Annotated in this window: 22 protein-coding genes and 1 pseudogene; 9 read left to right on the plus strand and 14 right to left on the minus strand. The window is 71.0% G+C overall.

Annotated elements, in window-relative coordinates:
* Positions 1-200: 200 nt before the first annotated feature.
* The 3 genes from AB0G17_RS32025 (at position 201) to AB0G17_RS32035 (ending at position 1,845) form a co-directional block, all read left to right on the plus strand.
* Complete coding sequence (locus AB0G17_RS32025) at positions 201-692, plus strand: VOC family protein (RefSeq protein WP_361390262.1); 492 nt, start codon at positions 201-203, stop codon at positions 690-692.
* 111 nt (positions 693-803) lie between these two features.
* On the plus strand, positions 804-1,433 hold the full coding sequence (locus tag AB0G17_RS32030) for a hypothetical protein (RefSeq protein WP_361390264.1): 630 nt from the start codon (positions 804-806) through the stop codon (positions 1,431-1,433).
* A 46-nt stretch (positions 1,434-1,479) separates the two neighbouring features.
* Positions 1,480-1,845 carry a hypothetical protein gene (locus AB0G17_RS32035; RefSeq protein WP_361390266.1) on the plus strand — a complete coding sequence of 122 codons (366 nt, stop codon included), beginning with the start codon at positions 1,480-1,482 and terminating at the stop codon, positions 1,843-1,845.
* Here the strand turns inward: AB0G17_RS32035 and AB0G17_RS32040 are convergent.
* From AB0G17_RS32040 to AB0G17_RS32070, 7 genes are all read right to left on the minus strand, one after another.
* Positions 1,829-2,491, minus strand: coding sequence for a contact-dependent growth inhibition system immunity protein (locus AB0G17_RS32040; protein WP_361390268.1), 663 nt, complete (start codon positions 2,489-2,491; stop codon positions 1,829-1,831). The genes AB0G17_RS32035 and AB0G17_RS32040 overlap by 17 nt on opposite strands.
* 52 nt (positions 2,492-2,543) lie before the next feature.
* Complete coding sequence (locus AB0G17_RS32045) at positions 2,544-2,849, minus strand: RNase A-like domain-containing protein (protein WP_361390354.1); 306 nt, start codon at positions 2,847-2,849, stop codon at positions 2,544-2,546.
* Between the two features lie 17 nt (positions 2,850-2,866).
* The gene (locus tag AB0G17_RS32050) at positions 2,867-3,532 is read right to left on the minus strand and encodes a hypothetical protein (RefSeq protein ID WP_361390270.1); all 666 of its coding nucleotides are present in this window, start codon (positions 3,530-3,532) and stop codon (positions 2,867-2,869) included.
* A gap of 19 nt (positions 3,533-3,551) precedes the next feature.
* The gene (locus AB0G17_RS32055) at positions 3,552-5,273 is read right to left on the minus strand and encodes an RNase A-like domain-containing protein (protein ID WP_361390272.1); all 1,722 of its coding nucleotides are present in this window, start codon (positions 5,271-5,273) and stop codon (positions 3,552-3,554) included.
* Complete coding sequence (locus tag AB0G17_RS32060; protein ID WP_361390274.1) at positions 5,273-5,575, minus strand: WXG100 family type VII secretion target; 303 nt, start codon at positions 5,573-5,575, stop codon at positions 5,273-5,275. The genes AB0G17_RS32055 and AB0G17_RS32060 overlap by 1 nt, the downstream gene beginning before the upstream one ends.
* Positions 5,576-5,627: 52 nt before the next feature.
* Positions 5,628-6,023, minus strand: a complete 396-nt coding sequence (locus tag AB0G17_RS32065; protein WP_361390276.1) for a WXG100 family type VII secretion target — start codon at positions 6,021-6,023, stop codon at positions 5,628-5,630.
* Between the two features lie 142 nt (positions 6,024-6,165).
* Complete coding sequence (locus AB0G17_RS32070) at positions 6,166-7,371, minus strand: class I SAM-dependent methyltransferase (protein ID WP_361390278.1); 1,206 nt, start codon at positions 7,369-7,371, stop codon at positions 6,166-6,168.
* Between the two features lie 92 nt (positions 7,372-7,463).
* Between AB0G17_RS32070 and AB0G17_RS32075 the strand changes: the two genes are divergently transcribed.
* From AB0G17_RS32075 to groL, 3 genes are all read left to right on the plus strand, one after another.
* Complete coding sequence (locus AB0G17_RS32075) at positions 7,464-8,399, plus strand: polysaccharide deacetylase family protein (protein ID WP_361390280.1); 936 nt, start codon at positions 7,464-7,466, stop codon at positions 8,397-8,399.
* 687 nt (positions 8,400-9,086) lie between these two features.
* Positions 9,087-9,395 (plus strand): co-chaperone GroES, encoded by a 309-nt coding sequence (gene groES / locus AB0G17_RS32080; protein WP_361390282.1) that lies wholly within the window; start codon positions 9,087-9,089, stop codon positions 9,393-9,395.
* A 114-nt stretch (positions 9,396-9,509) separates the two neighbouring features.
* Positions 9,510-11,138 (plus strand): chaperonin GroEL, encoded by a 1,629-nt coding sequence (gene groL / locus AB0G17_RS32085; RefSeq protein WP_266982706.1) that lies wholly within the window; start codon positions 9,510-9,512, stop codon positions 11,136-11,138.
* A 218-nt stretch (positions 11,139-11,356) separates the two neighbouring features.
* Here groL and AB0G17_RS32090 read toward each other — a convergent pair whose 3' ends face one another.
* The 4 genes and pseudogenes from AB0G17_RS32090 to AB0G17_RS32105 all read right to left on the minus strand — a co-directional run.
* A complete protein-coding gene (locus AB0G17_RS32090) occupies positions 11,357-12,052 on the minus strand; it encodes an ester cyclase (RefSeq protein ID WP_361390284.1) in 696 nt (231 codons plus the stop codon).
* A 135-nt stretch (positions 12,053-12,187) separates the two neighbouring features.
* On the minus strand, positions 12,188-13,216 hold the full coding sequence (locus AB0G17_RS32095) for a hydroxyacid dehydrogenase (protein ID WP_361390286.1): 1,029 nt from the start codon (positions 13,214-13,216) through the stop codon (positions 12,188-12,190).
* A 116-nt stretch (positions 13,217-13,332) separates the two neighbouring features.
* The gene (locus AB0G17_RS32100; protein ID WP_361390288.1) at positions 13,333-14,274 is read right to left on the minus strand and encodes a carbohydrate ABC transporter permease; all 942 of its coding nucleotides are present in this window, start codon (positions 14,272-14,274) and stop codon (positions 13,333-13,335) included.
* Positions 14,271-14,933, minus strand: a pseudogene (locus AB0G17_RS32105) (sugar ABC transporter permease); the annotation flags it as partial. The gene AB0G17_RS32100 and the pseudogene AB0G17_RS32105, both read right to left, overlap by 4 nt.
* Before the next feature lie 30 nt (positions 14,934-14,963).
* Here AB0G17_RS32105 and AB0G17_RS32110 point away from each other — a divergent pair.
* The gene (locus AB0G17_RS32110) at positions 14,964-16,634 is read left to right on the plus strand and encodes a DUF2264 domain-containing protein (protein ID WP_361390290.1); all 1,671 of its coding nucleotides are present in this window, start codon (positions 14,964-14,966) and stop codon (positions 16,632-16,634) included.
* On the opposite strand, the gene AB0G17_RS32115 is transcribed toward AB0G17_RS32110, so the two are convergent.
* Together AB0G17_RS32115 and AB0G17_RS32120 are read right to left on the minus strand one after the other, a co-directional pair.
* Positions 16,597-17,370 (minus strand): SDR family oxidoreductase, encoded by a 774-nt coding sequence (locus tag AB0G17_RS32115; RefSeq protein WP_361390292.1) that lies wholly within the window; start codon positions 17,368-17,370, stop codon positions 16,597-16,599. The two genes, AB0G17_RS32110 and AB0G17_RS32115, sit on opposite strands and share 38 nt — an antisense overlap.
* Before the next feature lie 50 nt (positions 17,371-17,420).
* Positions 17,421-18,101, minus strand: a complete 681-nt coding sequence (locus tag AB0G17_RS32120) for an MOSC domain-containing protein (RefSeq protein ID WP_361390294.1) — start codon at positions 18,099-18,101, stop codon at positions 17,421-17,423.
* 81 nt (positions 18,102-18,182) lie between these two features.
* Here AB0G17_RS32120 and AB0G17_RS32125 point away from each other — a divergent pair, with 81 nt between their 5' ends.
* Complete coding sequence (locus AB0G17_RS32125) at positions 18,183-19,079, plus strand: LysR family transcriptional regulator (RefSeq protein ID WP_361390296.1); 897 nt, start codon at positions 18,183-18,185, stop codon at positions 19,077-19,079.
* Between the two features lie 213 nt (positions 19,080-19,292).
* On the opposite strand, the gene AB0G17_RS32130 is transcribed toward AB0G17_RS32125, so the two are convergent.
* Positions 19,293-19,625 (minus strand): WhiB family transcriptional regulator, encoded by a 333-nt coding sequence (locus tag AB0G17_RS32130; protein WP_361390298.1) that lies wholly within the window; start codon positions 19,623-19,625, stop codon positions 19,293-19,295.
* A 406-nt stretch (positions 19,626-20,031) separates the two neighbouring features.
* Between AB0G17_RS32130 and AB0G17_RS32135 the strand changes: the two genes are divergently transcribed.
* Positions 20,032-20,643 (plus strand): response regulator transcription factor, encoded by a 612-nt coding sequence (locus AB0G17_RS32135; protein WP_003948568.1) that lies wholly within the window; start codon positions 20,032-20,034, stop codon positions 20,641-20,643.
* Positions 20,644-20,888 lie beyond the last annotated feature (245 nt).

Here is a 20,888-nt window from a genome sequence, read left to right on the forward strand (position 1 = left end):
CCAAGCCCGGCCCTTCAAATGGACCAAGACCGCCGACCAGATCCTCGACCGCATCTGCCGCTACTGCGACAGGATCTCCAAACCAGGTCACTAGGAGCGGCGGACGCGGGCCCGGCGATGAGTTTCCCGTACCGCCCCGGTCTACCTTCCGGACCCCGCCGGCACCCGCCGGAGGGCCGGTCGAGAGGGAGGCGGCACCCATGTCCGCTCAGAAGATCATGACGTTCCTGTGGTTCACCGACCAGGCCGAGGAGGCCGCGGAGTTCTACGTCTCCGTCTTCGGCGGGGACTCGCGGATCGTCGAGACCACGCGGTATCCGGAGTCGTTCCCCGGCCAGGCGGGCTCGGTGATGACCGTCGTCTTCGAGCTGGCCGGCCAGCAGTACACGGCGCTCAACGGCGGCAAGCAGGACTGGTCCTTCAACGAGTCCATCTCGCTGTCGGTCGACTGCGCGACCCAGGAGGAGGTCGACGACCTCTGGACCAAGCTGACCGCCGACGGCGGCGAGGAAGGGCCGTGCGGCTGGCTGAAGGACAAGTACGGCCTGTCCTGGCAGATCGTCCCGTCCTTCCTGAGCGAGCGCCTGTCGGCAGGCGACGACCCGGCGGCGGTGGACCGCATGGTGGCCGCCATGATGAAGATGAAGAAGCTGGACGTGGCGGAGCTGCGGGCGGCGTACGAGGGGAAGTGAGCCGGGCCGGGAGGGGCGGCGTCGGGGGCGGGGCCGCTCACCGCCCGTGCGGGGTGCGTACGGACGGGCACGCGGGCGGGGCCCCGCGGCGCCGCCGGTAATCTCGTGCACATGTCACCCCGCACGCCCCTGCCGCCACCCCCGCCCCCGGTCGAGATCCGTGCCTGGCCCGACCGGAACGCCCTGCTCGTGGACCGGGCGGGCGTCCTGAACGACCTGGTGGCCCGGCAGTTGGGGCCGGGGCGGATCGCCGCGCACTGGGGCTGGGCGGTGCTGCTCGCCACCGGCTGGGCGTTCGTGGGGACGGCGATCGTCGCGTTCGCCGAGACGCTGGACGCGCTGTCGATGCTGTTCGGCATCGTCTGCCTGATGATCGGTCTCGGCGCGGTGGTGCCGACCGGCGTGGCGATCGCGGCGGGCCTGCGCAAGGACGCCCGGATCCGGCGACTCCTTGAGCAGTGGGCCGAGTTGGACCGCGATCCGGCGACGGACGCGGGGCTGCGCGCCCCCGGCCTGAGTCTGGCGTGGCTGCTGCCGGGCGGGCTGATGTGCGCGGTCGGCCTGTTCGTGTGCGTGACGGTCCCGGCGTCGGCGCGGCCGGGCGCCGACACGTATGCCCAGGTGGTCCTGGGGATGGGCCTGGGCCTGGTGTGCTGGCTGATGGGGCTGATCGCGGTCACCAAGGCGCTGGCCCACCGCCGTTGGGCCCTACGACTCCTGCCGCCCGCGCGCCTATCCTGAACGTACGTGCGTACGCCGCACGGTCTCAGGGGGAAAGGCGACGAAGATGGAATGGTACTGGTGGGTCCTCATAGTCTTCTGGATGGGAGGCTTCGGCTGGGCCGCCGACACGGGCCGCACGGCCCTGCGCACCCGCCACGAGCGCAAGCTCGAACGTCTGGAGGCGGCCAGGCAGGAACGCCTCGCCCTGGAGGCGGCCAACCGCCCCCCTGAGCCGGTCTGCGGCTGCACGCACCACCTCGCCAAGCACGACAAGCAGGGCAAGTGCCACGAGCGCGTCGAGGTCCCGGTCGCCTGGGACGAGTCCAAGCACCCGGTCCGCTACGAGTCGGGCCAGTGCAACTGCCAGCAGTACGTGGGGCCGCAGCCGCTGTCCCAGGTGTTCGCGGAGGAGCTCACGGACTTGGCGTAGCCAGCCGGTCGGCGAGTGCGGTGAGCCAGGCCGCCGGGCCGTAGGGGGCCGGGGGGTCGATCTCCATGCCGAGGTCGGACAGGGCCTGGGCGTACTCGGTGTCGTCCAGGCGCAGGGCCAGGAGTTCGTGGATCTCGCCCGTGAGGCGGGCGGTCAGCGTCGGGTCCGTGGTGGTCAGGTAGTCCTGGAGCGCGGTCTCGTGGTGCGCGAACTCCTCCGGCATGTCCTGCGAGAACCAGCCGCCGAGGAGCTGGCCCAGCTCGGGGAAGCGGGCGTGCCACTCCCAGTGGGTGCGGGGCGCCGTCGCGGGCGGGACCTCGCCGGACTCGATGCTCTGCCGGATGTGGTCGGCGAGCGTGAGCAGCCACTCCTGGACTTCGGAGTCGGCCAGGCCCACGTCCGGGACCGGGTAGAACTCGCCCAGGCGCTGGCGGAGCCGGCCCGGCGGGTTCTCGGCGTACTCGCGCAGCTGGGCCTCGGCGGTGGCCAGGGCCCAGGGGCGGGTGTGCCAGGTGTGGCGCAGATAGGCGTCGAGCGCCTCGCTGCGCCGCTCGGCGGTGTCGTCGGCGCGCAGCCCGAGGTAGGCGCGGACGACCTGGTCCAGCTCGCCGTACTTGCGGTCGTGTTCGAGCGGCTTGAGGGACATCGGGCGCGCCTTCAAAGGTAGACGGGAGGGTGCGGAGGCAGACGGGAGGGTGTCAGAGGTAGACGGGGAAGGTGGCGTGGACGGTGAAGCCGTGCGGGGTCGCGTCGGTGCGCCTGAGGATCACGCGGGCCGCGCGTACGTCGACGGGCTCGCGGCCCGCCAGCATCATCGCCTGCAGCAGCACCCGCCCGACCGGCTCGGCCCGCGACGGCCACGCGGCCTCGATGGTGAGCCGCTGCCGGGTCGACTGGGCCAGCCAGCGGTGGATGACCTGCTCGTTGCGGGTCACCACGTGCTGGGTCGCCCAGTGGGCGGTTTCGCGGTCGGGGTAGGTGGCGGAACGGTTCCGGGCCGGCATGCTGTTCTCCGTACGGCTCATGAGTGCTCCCGCAGCATGTGCTCGTCCACGGTCGCCAGCAGCTCGCGCAGCGCGTCCGGGGAGATCCAGGGGATGGCGGGCAGCAGGTTCCGCCGCACGGCGTCCGCGTCCGGGAAGAGGACCAGGGCCCGGTGGGCCTCGGCGGCCCAGGGCGCCAGGGAATCCGGGCAGAACGGGTGTTCCGCCGCGATGAACGCCCGTACCGCGTCCGCGACCGTGGCGGATTCGAGGTCGTCGGTCAGCCGCGCGGTGAATCCGGCGAGATACGGGAACGCGAGACCGGCTTCCCACGCGTTCATGGGAAGTTCCCCGTACTCGGGCGGAAGGTCGCGGTCCAGAATGCGCACGATCCCGGCGAGCGTATGCAGGTATTCCGCCGGATCGCTGCCTTCGGCGGCCGCCGACACCTTTTCCAGGAATTCCAGCGGGGCGCCGTCCAGAGCCTTGCGCTCCAGGAGATCCCCGAGGAAATCGAGCAGGGCCGCCCCGGTGCGGACGGGGCAGTTGCGATGCGCCGTCCCCGAGGCGGCGACCAGGCGGCCGTACCGCCGGATCTCGTCGTCCAGGGACAGCGCCCCCCGCGAGGCCTGCACCCTGATGGCCAGGTCGAGGAGGTGCGCCACCGGGCCGCCGGTGAACAGGGCCGCCGTGTACGACTGCACGTGACTGCTGCCTTCGCTGCTAGGGGATCGGCATGGAGGTGATGACGACGAACGGAGGATCCATCCCCTCCTTGTACTTCAACGCCACCTGCACCGACTTCGTGGTGGCGGCCGTGGCGCCCATGCCGTGTGCATCATAGTCGGCGCGCGTAATCGTGCGGCCGGTGTCCTCGGTGAACGTGAACTTGATGGCCGGCTGGATCGAGGAGTTGTTGGGATCCCAATTCGGGTTGTTCCTTTTCCTCCTCTCGACGCCCTGCAGCCATTCGTCGATCCGTATCGCGTTGGCGTGGTCGTTCAGCGCTGCCTGGGTGAACTTCTGGGCGGACGCCAGATCCTTGAACGAGGACGCGGCGGGCGCGTTGCCCTGGTCGCGCAGCCGCTGCGCGAGCTGGTCGTCCGTCATCCCCACGTGCCGGTCGATCGGATGGCTGCCGCGAATGCCCTCCTGCCCCGCCAGATCGACCGGGTAGTAGATGTTCTTCGGGTCCTCGCCCGGAACGGTGAAGTGGTGCTCCTCCTTGAACGACTGGAGGGCGCGGGCACCGAACCCCTCGGCCCGCGCCTCCTCCGCGTGGAAGGTGGGAGCGCTCAGATACGCCTCGTCCAGCGCCGCCATCAACGCGTTGAGCTGCGGTGTCAGCGCGTTGACCTTGCTGTTGTAGGTCTCGACGACGGAGTTGAGCTTGGCGGTGTCCATCTCCAGGACGATGCCCTCGCCGAGCTGGACCGCTCCCTTGGCGACGCCCTTCACGACCCCCTTGAACAGGCCCACGACGTCCTTGACGCCGACGCCGTCCTTGAAGTCCACGTCGATCTTGGGGAGCGCGTCGCGCACCGCCTGCATATAGATCTCGTGCACCTCGTGGTTGACGTACACGGCTGCCTCCGCGAAGTGGTACAGCAGATCGCTGACCTTCTGCGCGGTGTCGAACAGCACCGTCATCACGGGGTGCGTGGCGGTCTGCGACGCCGCCGAGTCGTGCTTCCACTCGTATCCGGCGGTGGACTGCCCCCATGCCTTGGTGCCCCACAGCGAGCTGCAGAACTGCCGCATGGCGTCGTGCCATTCGCTGTTGGTCTGCTGGGTGATGGAGCCGACCAGGCCGGTCAGCGCGCTCTCCGTCATGGAGAGGCTCATGGTCATCGACATCCAGGACTTGGACAGCGAGTTCAGATAGTGCTGCTGCGGGAACGGGTAGACGTCGGCGACCTTGCCCATCCGGAAGGCGTGCTTGACGACCGGCCGCAGCACATCGCGGACCGGCCCCGGCACCCACTCCAGGAGCGAGCGGATGAAGTCGTCGCCTCCGTCGTCGTCCCCCCACTTCAGGTTGGGCACGTGGCCGTAGTCGGGCGCCTTGTCGATGACGTGCGGCAGCGGCTGGGTCACGGCGGGCGGGCCGCCCGGGTGCGCGGCCGCGTCCGCCTTCGCGTAGTTGTTGGCGGTCGTGGTGAAGCCGACGGCGACGCCGCCCACGCTCTCCACGGCCTTGGCCCACACCTCCAGGAAGCGGTTGCCCACCTTGACGTACGCGGTCGCGAACGCCTGGGGCGCGGTGCCGTAGCCACCCGCGTCGGGGTACTTCTGCAGGGCGGTCAGCAGGTCCTTGGCGGCCCGGTCGAACATGGGCTGCTGACTGGCGACGCCGCCCGAGACCCGGTGCAGGTCCATGGGCTTGACGTCGATGGTGCCGTTCGCCAAGGGGGAGGCGGGGGAAGAGGGGGCGGGGGTCGACATCAGGCGCCGCCCCAGCCCCGCAGCACCGCCCGGTGTGCCGCCGCGTAGTTCGCGTGGCCGGTGGTGACGACCTCGTGGAGCCACGCCTGGCGGGCCTGGAGGTCCCGCATGTCGCGGTCCCAGCGGTCGAGTTCGTCCACGAACGCCTCGCGGGCCGCGCCGTCCCAGGTGAGGACCACCTTCTCGGTACGGTCGTAGAGCGCGCCCAGCTTCTCGTTGAGCTGCTTGAGGATGTCCTCCAGCTCACCGGCGAGCTCGCGCAGCGCGCCGAAGCTGACGGCTATGTGGTCGTCGTCGGGCATGTCTCGTCCATTCCCCCGGTTTTCCTCGGACGGCCGGCGGACCGGCGTGCCGTCACAGGTCGCTGATGCTGCTGCGCGGGCCCGGCTCCGGCGCCTGGAGAGCGTCGGCCTCGCGGGCGACGTCGACGTGGTTCTGTATCTCCCGCATACGGGCCAGGACTTCGAGGTCCTGATCGCTGAAGCCGTCCCGGCTCAGCCGGACCGCCTCCTCGATGACCTCGATCACTTCCCGTATCCGCACGGCGTCCTTGGCCGCGCCCCGGTGCAGATCGCGGTACGCCGAGCCGGCCGGGCCGCGCCAGCCCGCCTCGATCCGGTCGACGATCCCGTCCATCCGGCGGACCTGGCCGTCGAGATGGCGCCGCATCTCGTCCAGGTCGTTCGCCAGCTTCGTCAGCCCGTCGTCCTGGGGAACGCCGAGGTCGGGCCGCTGCCCCTCTGGTCCCATGTCCGTCACCCCCGTCCATCTCCTCGCACCTTAACAACGACCACTGACAGCACCGCAGTTGCAAAGTGGAGGTAATGTGACGAGGGTTACGCCGACGGTGGTGCCGGGGTCACCGGGGCCACTCGCGCGGCACCGGTCGGGGTCACCCCTGCCGGACCGGTCGCCCGATCAGCATCGTCGGCGCCCCCGCCACCCGCGTCAGGAACACCGTCGCCGAAGCCCGTCCCTGCAGCTTCATCTTGCGGCGCAGCTCCTCCGGTTCGACCGCCGAGCCGCGCTTCTTGACCGTGAGGACCCCGACCCCGCGCTCCCGCAGCAGCGCCTTCAGCTTCTTCATGTTGAAGGGCAGCTCGTCGGTGATCTCGTACGCGGTGGTGAACGGGGAGTCGTACGGCTCGTCGCTCGTCACGTACGCGATGGTCTCGTCGACGAGGCGGCCGCCGCACGCCGCGACGATCTCGGCGACGAGGTGAGCGCGGATCACCGCGCCGTCCGGCTCGTGGAGATAGCGCCCGACCGGACCGACCGGCGGTGCCGGGAGCGGGGCGGAGGTCCACAGGGTGGCCTCGGCGGGGAGGAGCGTGGCCCGGACCGAGCCGGGCGTGCGGGGGTGCAGGGGGGCGTGCGCGCCTCCGAACCACAACACCGCCTCCTTCACATCGCCCCCGTCCGAGATCCACTCCGCCTCGGCCTCCGGCGGGACCGACTCGTGAGGGATGCCGGGGGCGATCTTCAGGGCGGCGAAGGGGGCCTTCCGGGCCGCGCCTACCGCCCAGGAGAGCGGGGGCGAGTACGCCTCCGGGTCGAAGACGCGGCCGCGCCCGCCGCGCCGCGCCGGGTCCACGAAGACCGCGTCCCAGCCCGACGTGTCCACGTCCGCCACGTCCGCGCACCGGACCTCGATCAGCTCCGCCAGGCCCAGCGCCGCCGCGTTCGCGCGGGCGACCTGTGCCGTCAGCTCGTCGCGGTCCACCGCGAGGACGGAGATGCCCGCCCGGGCCAGCGCCAGCGCGTCGCCGCCGATGCCGCAGCACAGGTCGGCCACACCCCGTACGCCCTGCGCGGCGAAGACCCGGGCGCGGTAGGCGGCCACCGACGCGCGCGTGGACTGCTCGACGCCGTTGGGCGTGAAGAACATCCGGTACGCGTCGTCCGCGCCGAACTTCGCGACCGCGCGCTGCCGCAGCCGCGCCTGAGCGAGAGCCGCCGAGACCAGCTCGGGGGCGTACGTCCGGCGCAGCCGGGTCGCCACCGCCAGCTCCTGGGCCGGGTCGTAGTCGCGGAGCGAGTCCAGCAGGCCCGTGCCCTCGGGGGTGAGCAGGGCGCGGAAGGTGTCGAGGTCGTTCACCCGCCCCATTGTGGGCCAGGCGGGGGACGGTGCGCGCCCCGTGGCGGGTGTCGCCCCGGGGATCCGGCGCCGCGCTGACAGGATGCGGCGCCATGCAGCTTGTCAGGCAAAAGGAAGATTTCAGGCGGGGCCGCGCGAAGGCTCCGCTCGTTCTGGTGGCCGGGCTCGCCGCCGCCGCGCTCGCTTCCGGGTGCGCCGCCGAGGACGCCCACCCCGGCCGGCACGGCGGCAACGCGGCCGCCGGGCCGCAGGCGTACGACAGCGACACCGCCCGTGCCATCGCCGGCTACTCGGCCCAGCTCAAGGAGGCGCAGGCCGCGCGGGCCGTCGCGGCCAAGAAGTGGAAGCTGGCCAAGGTGCCGCTGGCCACGCCCGCGGCGCCCACCGTCAAGCCGAAGATCACCAACCGGCCCGGCTTCGAGACGGACGGCGGTGACGAGCTGCCGCCCGTCTTCACCACGGTCCCGACCAAGGACCGGATCGTCTTCCTGACCATCGACGACGGGGCCGAGAAGGACCCGGAGCTGCTGAAGATGATGCGGGAACTGCGCATCCCCTACAGCGCCTTCCTCAGCGACTACCTGGTCCGCACCGACTACCCGTACTTCAAGCGGATGCAGGGCCTGGGCGTCACGCTCAACAACCACACGCTCAACCACCGCTATATGCCCGGGCTCTCGTACGACGAGCAGCGGCACGAGATCTGCGACCAGCAGGACAAGATCGAGAAGTGGGCGGGGAAGCGGCCGCGGCTGTTCCGGCCGCCGTACGGCAACTACAACGAGGACACGTTGCGCGCGGCCCAGTCGTGCGGGATCAAGGCGGTGCCGCTGTGGGCGGCGGAGGCGTTCCCCGACCACATGGAGTGGCGCGAGTGGGACCGCGATCTGCATCCCGGGGACATCGTGCTCACGCACTTCCGGGGGCGGGAGGACTGGAAGGGCACGATGCCGGACATGATCCGGCAGGTCATGAAGGTCATCACGGACAAGGGGTACGCGGTGGCGAGGCTGGAGGACTACGTCTGAGGGGGCCCGGGGGTTTTCCCCCACCCCGCCCCTCCCCGAAACCCTCCGGGGGCGGGGGTGGGGAAGGGGGTTCTCCCGGGGGCTCCACCCCCTGCACCCCTGCCGGGCCCTGCGGCCCCGGCACCCGCTTCGGGGCTCCGCCCCGGACCCCGCTCCTCAAACGCCGGAGGGGCTGAATTTGCCGAGCCCCGGTCTACCAAAGGGGCGCGGGGAACTGCGCGACCGGCCCCCACGGACCGGCAGACAAACACCGGGCCCAAAAGGGGCGCGGGGAACTGCGCGACCGGCCCCCACCGACCCGCAGCCAAAGCACACGCCCCCTGGGCCCCGCCCCGTCCCGGGCCCGGCTCCCGCTTCCGCGCCCGTACGCCGCCGTACGCCCCGTACACCCCGTACGCATCGCCCGCCCCCCGGGCGAACCGGATGGGTGAATCCGGCGCCCGGCAACGGCCGTCGCGCCCCATCCGCTGCCGCGAAATCCGGCCGCCACAGCCGTCCGCCCAAGGACTCCGCCTGGCACTCCGCTTGACCGAGTGCTAATCGCCGTCCTAGTCTCGGCTCTGGCACTCCCCACTGGAGAGTGCCAACAACAGCGACGGGCAGGTCCGGCACCCGCGACGACGGATCCACCTGGTCGCCACCCCAAACAGTTAACCCCGTGAGATCTCCGAAGGGGGAGACCGGATCGTGACGACCACCAGCTCCAAGGTTGCCATCAAGCCGCTCGAGGACCGCATCGTGGTCCAGCCGCTCGACGCCGAGCAGACCACGGCCTCCGGCCTGGTCATTCCGGACACCGCCAAGGAGAAGCCCCAGGAGGGCGTCGTCCTGGCCGTGGGCCCGGGCCGCATCGAGGACGGCAAGCGCGTCGAGCTCGACGTCTCCGTCGGCGACGTCGTGCTCTACAGCAAGTACGGCGGCACCGAGGTGAAGTACAACGGCGAGGAGTACCTCGTCCTCTCGGCTCGCGACGTGCTCGCGATCATCGAGAAGTAATTCATCTCGAAGCGAATGCTTCTGAGCTGCGCCCCTGGCCACCCTGCTGACAGCCGGGCGGCGAGGGGCGCAGTTTTCGTATCACCGAGTTTCCGAGAGGGCTGAACCGCTCCCATGGCGAAGATCCTGAAGTTCGACGAGGACGCCCGTCGCGCCCTTGAGCGCGGCGTCAACAAGCTTGCCGACACCGTCAAGGTGACGATCGGCCCCAAGGGCCGCAACGTCGTCATCGACAAGAAGTTCGGCGCCCCCACCATCACCAACGACGGTGTCACCATCGCTCGCGAGGTGGAGCTGGACGACCCGTACGAGAACCTGGGCGCCCAGCTCGTGAAGGAGGTGGCGACCAAGACCAACGACATCGCGGGTGACGGCACCACCACCGCCACCGTGCTGGCCCAGGCGCTGGTCCGCGAGGGCCTGCGCAACGTCGCCGCCGGCGCCTCCCCGGCCGCCCTGAAGAAGGGCATCGACGCGGCCGTCAAGGCCGTCTCCGAGGAGCTGCTCGCCACCGCGCGCCCGATCGAGGACAAGTCCGACATCGCCGCCGTGGCCGCGCTCTCCGCGCAGGACACCCAGGTCGGCGAGCTCATCGCCGAGGCCATGGACAAGGTCGGCAAGGACGGTGTCATCACCGTCGAGGAGTCCAACACCTTCGGCCTGGAGCTGGAGTTCACCGAGGGCATGGCCTTCGACAAGGGCTACCTCTCCCCGTACATGGTCTCCGACCAGGAGCGTATGGAGGCCGTCCTCGACGACCCGTACATCCTGATCAACCAGGGCAAGATCTCCTCGATCCAGGACCTGCTGCCGCTGCTGGAGAAGGTCATCCAGGCCGGCTCCTCCAAGCCGCTCCTGATCATCGCCGAGGACGTCGAGGGCGAGGCCCTGTCGACCCTGGTCGTCAACAAGATCCGCGGCACGTTCAACGCCGTGGCCGTCAAGGCCCCGGGCTTCGGCGACCGCCGCAAGGCGATGCTCCAGGACATGGCCACCCTCACCGGTGCCACCGTCATCGCCGAGGAGGTCGGCCTCAAGCTCGACCAGGCCGGTCTGGACGTGCTGGGCTCGGCCCGTCGCGTCACGATCACCAAGGACGACACGACCATCGTCGACGGTGGCGGCAACCACGAGGACGTCGTCGGCCGCGTCGCGCAGATCAAGGCCGAGATCGAGTCCACGGACTCCGACTGGGACCGCGAGAAGCTCCAGGAGCGCCTCGCGAAGCTGGCCGGCGGCGTGTGCGTGATCAAGGTCGGCGCCGCCACCGAGGTGGAGCTGAAGGAGAAGAAGCACCGTCTGGAGGACGCCATCTCCGCGACCCGCGCCGCGGTCGAGGAGGGCATCGTCTCCGGTGGTGGCTCCGCGCTCGTCCACGCCGTCAAGGTCCTGGAGGGCAACCTCGGCCTGGCCGGCGACGAGGCCACGGGTGTCGCGGTCGTCCGCCGCGCCGCCGTCGAGCCGCTGCGCTGGATCGCCGAGAACGCCGGTCTCGAGGGCTACGTCATCACCTCGAAGGTGGCGGAGCTGGAGAAGGGCAACGGCTTCAACGCCGCCACCGGCGAGTACGGCGACCTGGTCAAGGCCGGCGTCATCGACCCGGTCAAGGTGACGCGCTCCGCCCTGGAGAACGCCGCCTCCATCGCCTCCCTGCTGCTCACGACCGAGACCCTGGTCGTCGAGAAGCCGGCCGAGGACGAGGGCGACGCCGGTCACGGCCACGGTCACGGCCACAGCCACTGACGTACGCATGAGTCGCTGACGTCGCTGACGTCGCTGACGTACGCATGAGTCACTGACGTCGCTGATGTACGCATGAGTCACTGACGTCGCTGATGTAGGAGTGAGTCACTGACGTATCAGTGAGTCGCTGCGTCACTGATGTACGCACGGCAGGTGAAGGCCCCTGTTCCGCCGGAAGCGGTGGAACAGGGGCCTTCCCCATGCCGGGGCGGCCGGTGTCAGCCCGCGGCGCCGAGCTGCTTCATCAGCCCCAGCGCGTCCTCGTGCCACCAGCCCTCCTGGATCATGCCGTCCTTGCAGCGGAAGACCGTGGTGCCGGTCATGGTGCACACCTTGCCGGTGGGCGCGATGCCCATGAAGTCGCCCTTGTGGGTGCCGGTCCAGGTCCACAGCGTCACCACGTCGTCGCCCTCGCAGATCTGCCGGTCGAGCGAGAAGGTGAAGTCGAAGGCGTCCCGCCACGAGCTCACGTCCTGGCGGATGACGTCGGCCCCGACGACTGTCTCCTCGTCCTTGATGATGTCGTGGTCGGCGTAGTCGGCGGCGAAGATCTCGTCGACGGCGTCGAGGTTGCCCCCGCCGGCCACCTCGTGGAAGAACCGGCGGACGGTTGCGGCGTTCAACTGCTCGTCGCGGACCACGTCGAGGTCGGTGAACGTGGGCGTGCCGTCGCAGAGAGCCACCATCTCCTCGAAGATACGGTTCGTCTCCGGGAGCTGGGAGTTGGCCATGGCCTCGTCGTACGAGGGGAATTCGACGACCTCGACGAAGTGCGACCCGTCGGCGCGGTCCTTGCCGATGAGGCCGCGCGTGGCGGTCCGCTTGCCCTTGGTCTGTTCGACCCACTGGTCCATGAGCCGGTCCATGTCGTCGAACCGCTCGGTCTTGAAGTCGATTATCTGTGCGAATTTCATGGCGCCTCCCGGTGCTGCCGTCGCTGCCGTCGTTGCGCTTGATGCGGTCGCTACGGTCGTTGCGCTTGATGCGGTCCATGCGTCCCAGGGGTGAGATATGTCCAGCTTAGTGTGGTTTCACCTGGCCGGGGCGGCTCACGCCGAGTGGCGCAGGGCCGCCGCGTGGACGGGGTCCGCGAACGGCGCCCCGGCCGCGAACCGCTCCACCTCGTCCAGCGCCAGGTCCGCCATCCGGTGCAGCTCGTTGCCGAGCGACCCGGCGATGTGCGGGGTGAGCAGGACGTTGGGCAGGTCGTACAACGGGCTCTCGCGGTGCGGGAGTTCGGGCTCGGTGACGTCCAGTACGGCATGGAGGCGGCCGGAGAGGAGCTCGCCGAGCAGGGCCTCCCCGTCCACCAGGGAGCCGCGCGCGGTGTTGACCAGGGTCGCCCCGTCCGGCATCGCGGCGAGCTGACGGGCGCCGATCATGCGCTCGGTGGCCGGGAGCTGCGGCGCGTGGACGGAGACGACGCTGCTGCGGGCGCACAGCTCGTCCAGGGCGACGAGCTCGACGCCGAGACGGGCCGCCTCGGCCGCGTCGACGTACGGGTCGTGCAGCAGCACCCGGAAGTCGAAGGGGCGCAGCAGCTCGATCACCCGGCGCCCGATCCGGGAGGCCCCGACCAGGCCGACCGTACGGTGGTAGTTGCCGGTGCCGGCGCCCTCGCGCAGCCAGTCGTGCGGGGCGCGCAGCTCCGCGTACCGCTGGGCCGAGGCCAGGACGCGCTTGCCCGCGAAGAGGATCGCGGCCAGCGTGTACTCGGCGACCGGCAGCGCGTTGGCCGCCGCCGCCGAGGTCACCGCGATGCCCCGTTCCCAGCACGCCTCGGTGATGTGGTGCTTCACCGACCCGGCGGCGTGTACGACGGCCCGCAGCCGGGGCGCCGAGTCCAGCACCTCGGCGGTGAGCGGGGGCGCGCCCCAGCAGGTCAGCAGCACCTCGGCCTCGGCCAGCGCCGCCGCCACGGCCGGCGTGGGAGCGACGAGCTCGTGCGCGACGAGGTACGGGTCGGTACGGGCGAGCGCGGCGAGGCGGGCGCGGTGCCGCTCGGCGAGCAGGCGCTCGGCGACCCCGGGGCCCATGGCGAGGAGGACGGCGGGGCGGTTGTCAGTGGCGTGGTGCATGGTGGAACTCGGGCTCCTCACGGGGGCGTTGTCCATGGGTGACCGGTCGTCCACGGGTATCCGGTCGTCCATGGGTATCCGGTCGTCCATGGGTAACCGGCTGTTCGTCCGTCCGGTCACTTGACGCTGCCCGCCGTGAGACCCGCCTTCCAGTGCCGCTGGAGGGCGACGAAGGCGACGACGAGGGGGAGGACGGCGAGGAGGGAGCCGGTGACGACGAGGGGGTAGAAGGAGGGCTCGGCGTGGGTGTTGGAGTTCCACGCGTACAGACCGAGGCTCAGCGGGAAGAGCTTCTGGTCGGAGAGCATCACCAGGGGGAGGAAGAAGTTGTTCCAGATCGCGGTGAACTGGAAGAGGAACACGGTGACGAACCCGGGCATGGCCATACGGAGCCCGATCGACCAGAAGGCGCGCAGCTCGCCCGCGCCGTCGATCCGCGCCGCCTCCAGCGCCTCGTCGGGGATGTAGCTCGCGCTGAACACCCGGGAGAGATAGACCCCGAACGGGTTCACCAGGACGGGGATCAGCACCGACCAGTAGGTGTTGACCAGCCCTGTCTTGCTGGCGAGCAGATACATCGGCAGCGCGAGCGCGGTGGACGGCACGAGCACGCCGAGCAGGACCACCCCGAACAGCTTCTCCTTGCCCCGGAAGCGGTACTTGTCGAAGGCGTACCCGGCGGCGACGCTGACCAGCGCGCAGACGAGCGCGCCCCCGCCCGCGTACAGCAGGGAGTTGAGGTACCAGCGCAGATAGACGCCGTCGTTGTAGGACGCCAGCTCGGAGAGGTTGTGGCCGAGGTCGAAGCCCTTGAAGGAGAAGGCGTCGCCGGTGAGCAGCCCGCCGGTGTCCTTGGTGGCGGCGGTGACCAGCCAGACGAGGGGGAAGAGGGTGTACGCGACGGAGAGCAGCAGCGCGCCGTTGACGGCGGTCTTGGAGAGCCAGCGGCCGGGGGCGGGCGCGGCCTTCGTTCGCGTACGAAGGGTGGTCGCGGTACGGGCGGCGGGCTCGGGGCCCATGGGCGCCGGTGTGGTGCCGGTGGTGGCCGGGGAGGTCATACCCGCGCCCCCTTCCGGGTGGTGAGGCGGGTGACGGCGAAGGAGAGCAGCGCCGCGGTGAGGGCGAGCAGGACGGCGGCGGCCGCGGCGAGGCCGTAGTCGTTGCGGGCGAAGGCCGCGGTGTAGGCGTACATGTTGGGCGTCCAGCTGGAGGTGACCGCCGATCCGGTCCCCTGGTTGAGGATCAGCGGCTCGGTGAACAGCTGGAGCGAGCCGATGACAGTGAACAGCGCGACCATCCCCAATGACGCCCGGACCAGCGGGATCTTCACGTTGAGCGCCGTGCGCCAGGCCCCCGCGCCGTCCATCGTGGCCGCCTCCAGGACGGACCGGTCGATGGCTTGGAGGGCCGCGTAGAAGATCACCATGTTGTAGCCGAGCCACTCCCACAGCGCGATGTTGACCACCGAGGGGAGGGTGCCGCCGGAGGAGAAGAAGCTGAAGCCGATGCCCCCCGAGCGCATCGCGCCGACCACCGGGCTGAGACCGGGTGTGTAGAGGTACACCCAGATCAGCGCGGCGATGATGCCGGGCACGGCGTGCGGCAGGAAGAGCGCCAGCTGGAAGAAGCGGCGGGCCCGGGCCAACCCCGAGTCGAGCAGCAGGGCGAGGGCGAGCGCGCCGCCGACCATCAGGGGGATGTAGACGGCGCAGTATCCGGCACCGAACACCCGCTGCCCACCGGGGAGTTGGACAGCGGCGCCCCCGACTCCTGGCCCCGCATGGCCGAGGTGCGCCAGGCCGTCGTCGAGTCCGCCTCCGTCGCCCTCGGGCTACGCCTCACCCGCCCCTGGCTGTGGGACGGGCTCGACGACCGCGTGCGCCGGCGGGTCGTCGACTGGCTGCTGCCCGCCCTCGGCCCCTCGCCCGTCGACAACAACTGGTGGTTCTTCGGTCTCACCGTCGCCGGATTCCTCCAGGACGCCGGCATCGAGACCGATCGTGCCGCGGCCACCATCGAACGCGCGCTGGAACACGTCGATCAGTGGTACCTCGGCGACGGCTGGTACAGCGACGGCCCCAACCGCTCCTTCGACCACTACAACGGCTGGGCGCTCCACTTCTATCCCGTCCTGCACGCTCATTTGGGTGACAACCGGGAACTCCTCGACCGCTACGGCCCCCGGCTGCACGCCCATCTCGACGCGTACACGCGGATGTTCGGCGCCCACGGCGCCCCCCTGCCGTACGGGCGCTCCCTCACCTACCGCTTCGCCGCCGCCGCGGCCCCCTGGCTCGGCGCGCTCACCGGTCACACCCCGCTCACCCCCGGCGCCACCCGCCGCCTGGCCTCCGGCGCGCTGCGGTACTTCACAGGCCCCGAGCGGGACCGTGAACCGGGCCTCGGGCCGCACCGCGAACCGGACCGTGAGCCGGAAAGGGGTCCGGACCGCGAACCGGAAGGGGGACCGGACCGCCGGAGGCCGGGCCGGGGCGCCATCGACGAGCGGGGTCTGCTCACCCTGGGCTGGCACGGCCCGTACCCGCCGATCGTCCAGAGCTACTCGGGCCCGGCCTCCCCGTACTGGGCGGCGAAAGGATTCCTCGGACTGCTCATGCCGCCGGAGCACCCGGTGTGGACCGAGGTGGAGGAGCCGCTGCCGGTGGAGCGGGGGGACGCGGCCGTGGCCCTGCGCCCGCCCAACACCCTGATCCAGTCCACCGCTTCGGACGGCCTCGTACGCCTGCACAACCACGGCACCAACAACCACGTCGGCACCGACGAGGACCCCTGCTACGCCCGGTTCGCGTACTCGACCCGCACCGGCCCGGCCTCGGCCGGCGTGCGCGACAACCACTTCGGGCTCGTCCTGGACGACGGCACGGTCACGGCCCGGGGGCACGCCGAGCCCGTCGGGCACGGTCCCGGCTGGGCCGCCTCCGTGTCACGGCCGCTGCCCGGCGTGCGGATCGTCTCGGCCACCCTCGTCCACGGCCGCGCCGAACTCCGCGCCCATCTGGTCGACGGCGCCCCGCCCGGCACCCGGGTGCGCCAGACGGGGTGGGCCGTCACCCGGCCGGACGAGAGCTGCCAGGTGCACGCCGTCGAGGGGTACGAGCCCCACGCGCGCGTAGTGGACGCCGGGTCCACGCTGTTCGGCCCGCGCTCACAGGTCGCGGTCCTGGACGGGACGACCGGGGAGGGCCCGTCCGTCTTCGTAGCCCTCGTCTCCCTCACGGGAGAGGAGCACCTGGCCCCGCTGCCCGATCTCGTCACCCGTATCCGGGTCGAAGGTCACGCGGTGCGGGTGACCTGGCGCGACGGCACGACGGCCGAGCTCCCGCTCAGCGGCGACGAGCCGGGCCCAGGGTCCTTCCGCCTCACTGAGGGCCGTACTTGCGGCCCGTACGGGACGTGACCCCGCCCAGCAGACCGCGCGGGGCCAGCTTCACCACACCCATCAGCGCCTTGTAGCGCGGGTCCGGGATCGACAGCGTCTTTCCGCGCGCGAGGTCGGACAGCGCCGCGGAGACCAGCTTGTCGGCGTCCAGCCACATCCAGCCGGGGATGTTGTCGGTGCCCATCCCGGCCCGCTGGTGGAACTCCGTCCGTACGAAGCCCGGGCACAGCGCCATCAGCCGCACCCCGGACCCCGCCAGGTCGCGCGCCGCGCCCTGGGTGAACTGCACGACCCACGCCTTGGACGCGCCGTACGTCCCGCGCGGCACGAACGCGGCGACCGAGGCGACGTTGACGACCCCGCCGCGCCCGCGCTCGCGCATGCCCTCGGTCGCGGCCGACGTCAGCCGCAGCACCGCCTCGATGTGCACCTTCAGCATCTTGAGCTCGTCGGCCATGGACACGTCCAGATAACGGCCCTTGTTGCCGAAGCCCGCGTTGTTCACCAGCAGGTCGATCGGCTTGCGGGGCTCTCCGAGCCGGGTCTCCACCGCCGCGATGCCGTCCTCCGTGGACAGGTCGGCCGCCAGCACCTCGACCTCCACGCCGTGCCGGTCGTGCAACTCGGTGGCCTGCTCCCGCAGCCGCTTGCCGTCACGGGCCACCAGCACCAGATCGTGCCCGTCCCTGGCCAGCCGCCGCGCGAAAGCGGCCCCGATTCCCGCCGTCGCTCCCGTAATCAGTGCAGTCGTCATACGCGCACGTTAATGCCCCGCACGTGACAGCGGTGTGACGGCTTGTCCGGTCAGGAAGCCGGCCCGGCGGCCTGCCGCTCCAGGTACTTGCGTACCTTGTCGTGGGCCTCCCGCGGCATCGCCTCGCCCGCCGCCAGAGTGCGCGGCATCAGCTCCCGTTCGACGGTGAACGCGCGGAACCAGAAGGCCACCGACACCTCGTGCTCGGGCCGGTGGACGACCTCGATCGCGTCACCCGCGCGGATCTCGCCCTCCTCGATCACCCGCAGGTAGGCGCCGGGAGCGGCGGCCTGCGTGAACCGCTTGACCCAGCCCTGTTCGTCCAGGGCGCCCGCGAACGTACGGCAGGGTATGCGCGCGCAGGAGACCTCCAGGACCACGTCCGGCCCTATCCGCCAGCGCTCGCCGATCCGGGCGTCGCTGACGTCCAGGCCGGACGTGGTGAGGTTCTCGCCGAAGATCCCGCCGGGCAGCTCGCGGCCCAGCTCCTTCTCCCAGGCGTCGAGATCCTCGCGCGCGTAGGCGTAGACGGCCTGGTGGTCGCCGCCGTGGTGGCGCTTGTCGCACACCTCGTCGCCCGCGACACCGCTGGCGCCCACGCCCTTGGGGCCGGGCCGGAAGATCCGTACGGATCCTTCCACCGGGCGCTTGCCGATGCCGGTGAGGCCGCCTTCGGCATCGGTGTACTCGACGACCGTGGCGCGCCCCACGTTCACTGACAGAAGCTTCATGGGGCGCACGCTAACCCGGACTGTCTCAAAGCAGCCACTCGATAACCCGCGGGATACCCAAGTACCCCTTATGCTCGAAACGTGATCGAGGCCCGTCATCTCCGCGTCCTGCGTGCCGTCGCCGCCACCGGCTCCTTCTCGGCGGCAGCGCGCGAGCTCGGCTGCACCCAGCCCGCCGTCAGCCAGCAGATGAAGGCCCTCGAAGCGTCAGCGGGCACCCCCCTGCTCATCCGCACCGGCCGCGAGACCCGGCTCACCCAGGCCGGCGAGGTCCTGGTGCGGCACGCCTCCGGCATCCTCGCGGGCCTCACCGCCGCAGAGGAGGAGGTCGCCGCCATCGCGGGCCTGCGCGCGGGCCGCGTCCGGCTCGTCTCCTTCCCCAGCGGCTCCTCCACCCTGGTGCCCAGCGCGCTGGCCGCGCTGCGAGCCGCCCACCCCGGCACCCGGGTCTCCCTGGTCGAGGCCGAGCCGCCGCGCTCGGTGGAGATGCTGCGCGACGGCGACTGCGACATCGCGCTCGCCTTCCGGTACGGGGCGGCCACCGCGGAGGAGTGGGACGACCTGGTCGTACGGCCGCTGCTGATCGACCGCCTGGTGGGGCTCGTGCCCGAGGGCCACCGGCTGGCCGAGAGCGGCACGGTCGACATCCGCGACCTCGCCGAGGAGTCGTGGATCGCGGGCTGTCCGCGCTGCCGGCGCCAACTGGTCGATGTCTGCGAGGAGTCCGGCTTCACTCCGCGCATCGACTTCGCCACGGACGACTATCCGGCGGTGATCGGCCTGGTCGGGGCGGGGCTCGGGGTCGCGGTGCTGCCGGAGCTGGCGATCGCCTCGGTGCGTCCCAAGGGCGCCCGTACGGTCACGGTGGAGCCCGCCGTGGAGCGCGAGATCGTCGCGCTCACGCTGCCCGATCTGGCCCGGGTCCCGGCCGTCGCGGCCACCCTGGACCAGCTGGCCGGAGCGGCCGCCCGCAACTGAGCGGCGCACGCCCGGGAGCGGCCACCCAGCAACCGACGCCACAACACGCACGGCCAAACACGCACGGCCAAACACGCACGGCCAAACACGCACGGCCAAACACGCACGGGTAAAACGCGCACGCCAGGAGCGCACGCCCACGAGCGCACGAATGTGTCCGGCGCCGCGCCCCACAGCGCAGGAACGTTTCTGCGAATCGAAGCGCGTCCGGCGCTAGCCGTGGCCCCGCTCGCCCGCCGCTCCCGCGCTCGCCGCCGTCACCAGCCGGTTGCGCGCCCTGCCCATCAGCTCTTCGCGCTCGTCCTCCGTGAGGCCGCCCCACACGCCGTAGGGCTCGCGCACCGCCAGGGCGTGCGCGGCGCACTGGGCGCGCACCGGGCACCGCATGCACACCTCTTTCGCCGAGTTCTCGCGCGCACTCCTGGCCGCGCCGCGTTCGCCCTCCGGGTGGAAGAAGAGGGAGCTGTCGACCCCGCGGCATGCGGCGAGGAGCTGCCAGTCCCACAGATCGGCGTTCGGTCCGGGAAGGCGGGAGAAATCTGCCATTGCTCATGTCCCCTTGAAGCCGTGCCTGAGGCGGATGGGCCGGGTACCCCGGATCGCTGGGGTGTACCGACGAACGTACATCTACGGTGTAAGTAGATGTAAATATGACTCATTGCGAATCTAGCCACAGACACCAGAAAAAGGGAAGAAAAGCCGCTAAATGGGGCATACCTCCAAGCGAACGACGAGCGACCCGCGATGCGCGCCCAACGCACACGCTTCCTCACGTAGAGTGCCGAAGGCGCCCGTCCGACCCGTAACTCTTTCGAGTGACCGTCGTTGAGAGTGTGGAGCGGTTGAGAGAACAAGCGCTCGGGCAGGTGTCCGAGAGCGTCAATCGCACAGGTGACGATACGTAACCAGCCTGGAGGCTCAAGGTGACGCGCATCAGCTGCGGAGGGCGGCCATGACATCCGTCCTCGTCTGCGACGACTCCCCGCTTGCCCGAGAGGCGCTCCGGCGCGCGGTAGCGACCGTGCCCGGCGTCGAGCGTGTGACGACGGCGGCCAACGGCGAGGAAGTCCTCCGCCGCTGGGGCGCCGACCGCTCGGACCTCATTCTGATGGACGTACGCATGCCCGGTCTGGGCGGCGTGGAGACCGTCCGGCGGCTGCTGTCCGCGGACCCCGGCGCCCGCATCATCATGCTGACGGTCGCCGAGGACCTCGACGGGGTGGCGCTCGCCGTCGCCGCGGGCGCCCGCGGCTATCTGCACAAGGACGCCTCGCGCGCGGAGCTGCGCGCGACCGTCACCCAGGCGCTCGCCGACCCGACCTGGCGGCTGGCCCCGCGCAGACTGCGTTCGGCCGAGATGGGCGCGGCGCCCACGCTCACCGCGCGCGAGATCCAGGTGCTCGAGGGCATGAGCCACGGCCGGTCCAACGCCGAGATCGGGCGCGAGCTGTTCCTCTCGGAGGACACCGTGAAGACGCACGCCAGGCGGCTGTTCAAGAAGCTCGGCGCCTCGGACCGGGCGCACGCCGTGGCGCTCGGCTTCCGCTGGGGCCTGGTGCGCTGACCGGCCCGCGGCGTGGTCGGCCGGATCCCCGTCCGTCGTCGGCGGGCGGGTCCGTCCCCCCGCTCCGTGGAGCGGCGTGTGACGCTTCGCGCGCGATGCCGCATCCTTGAAGGTGTGGAGTTCCTCGGGGACGAGTCGGTCGAGCGGGAGGGGAGGGCGCAGGAGATGACTTCCGGCGCACCTGCTCATAACGCTTCGGTGCACAACTATGGACGCGGTGCCACGGATTCTGCGACGCCGGGGCA

The sequence above is a fragment of the Streptomyces sp. NPDC023838 genome, assembly GCF_040639555.1.
In the GTDB taxonomy this organism is placed as follows: Bacteria; Actinomycetota; Actinomycetes; order Streptomycetales; family Streptomycetaceae; genus Streptomyces.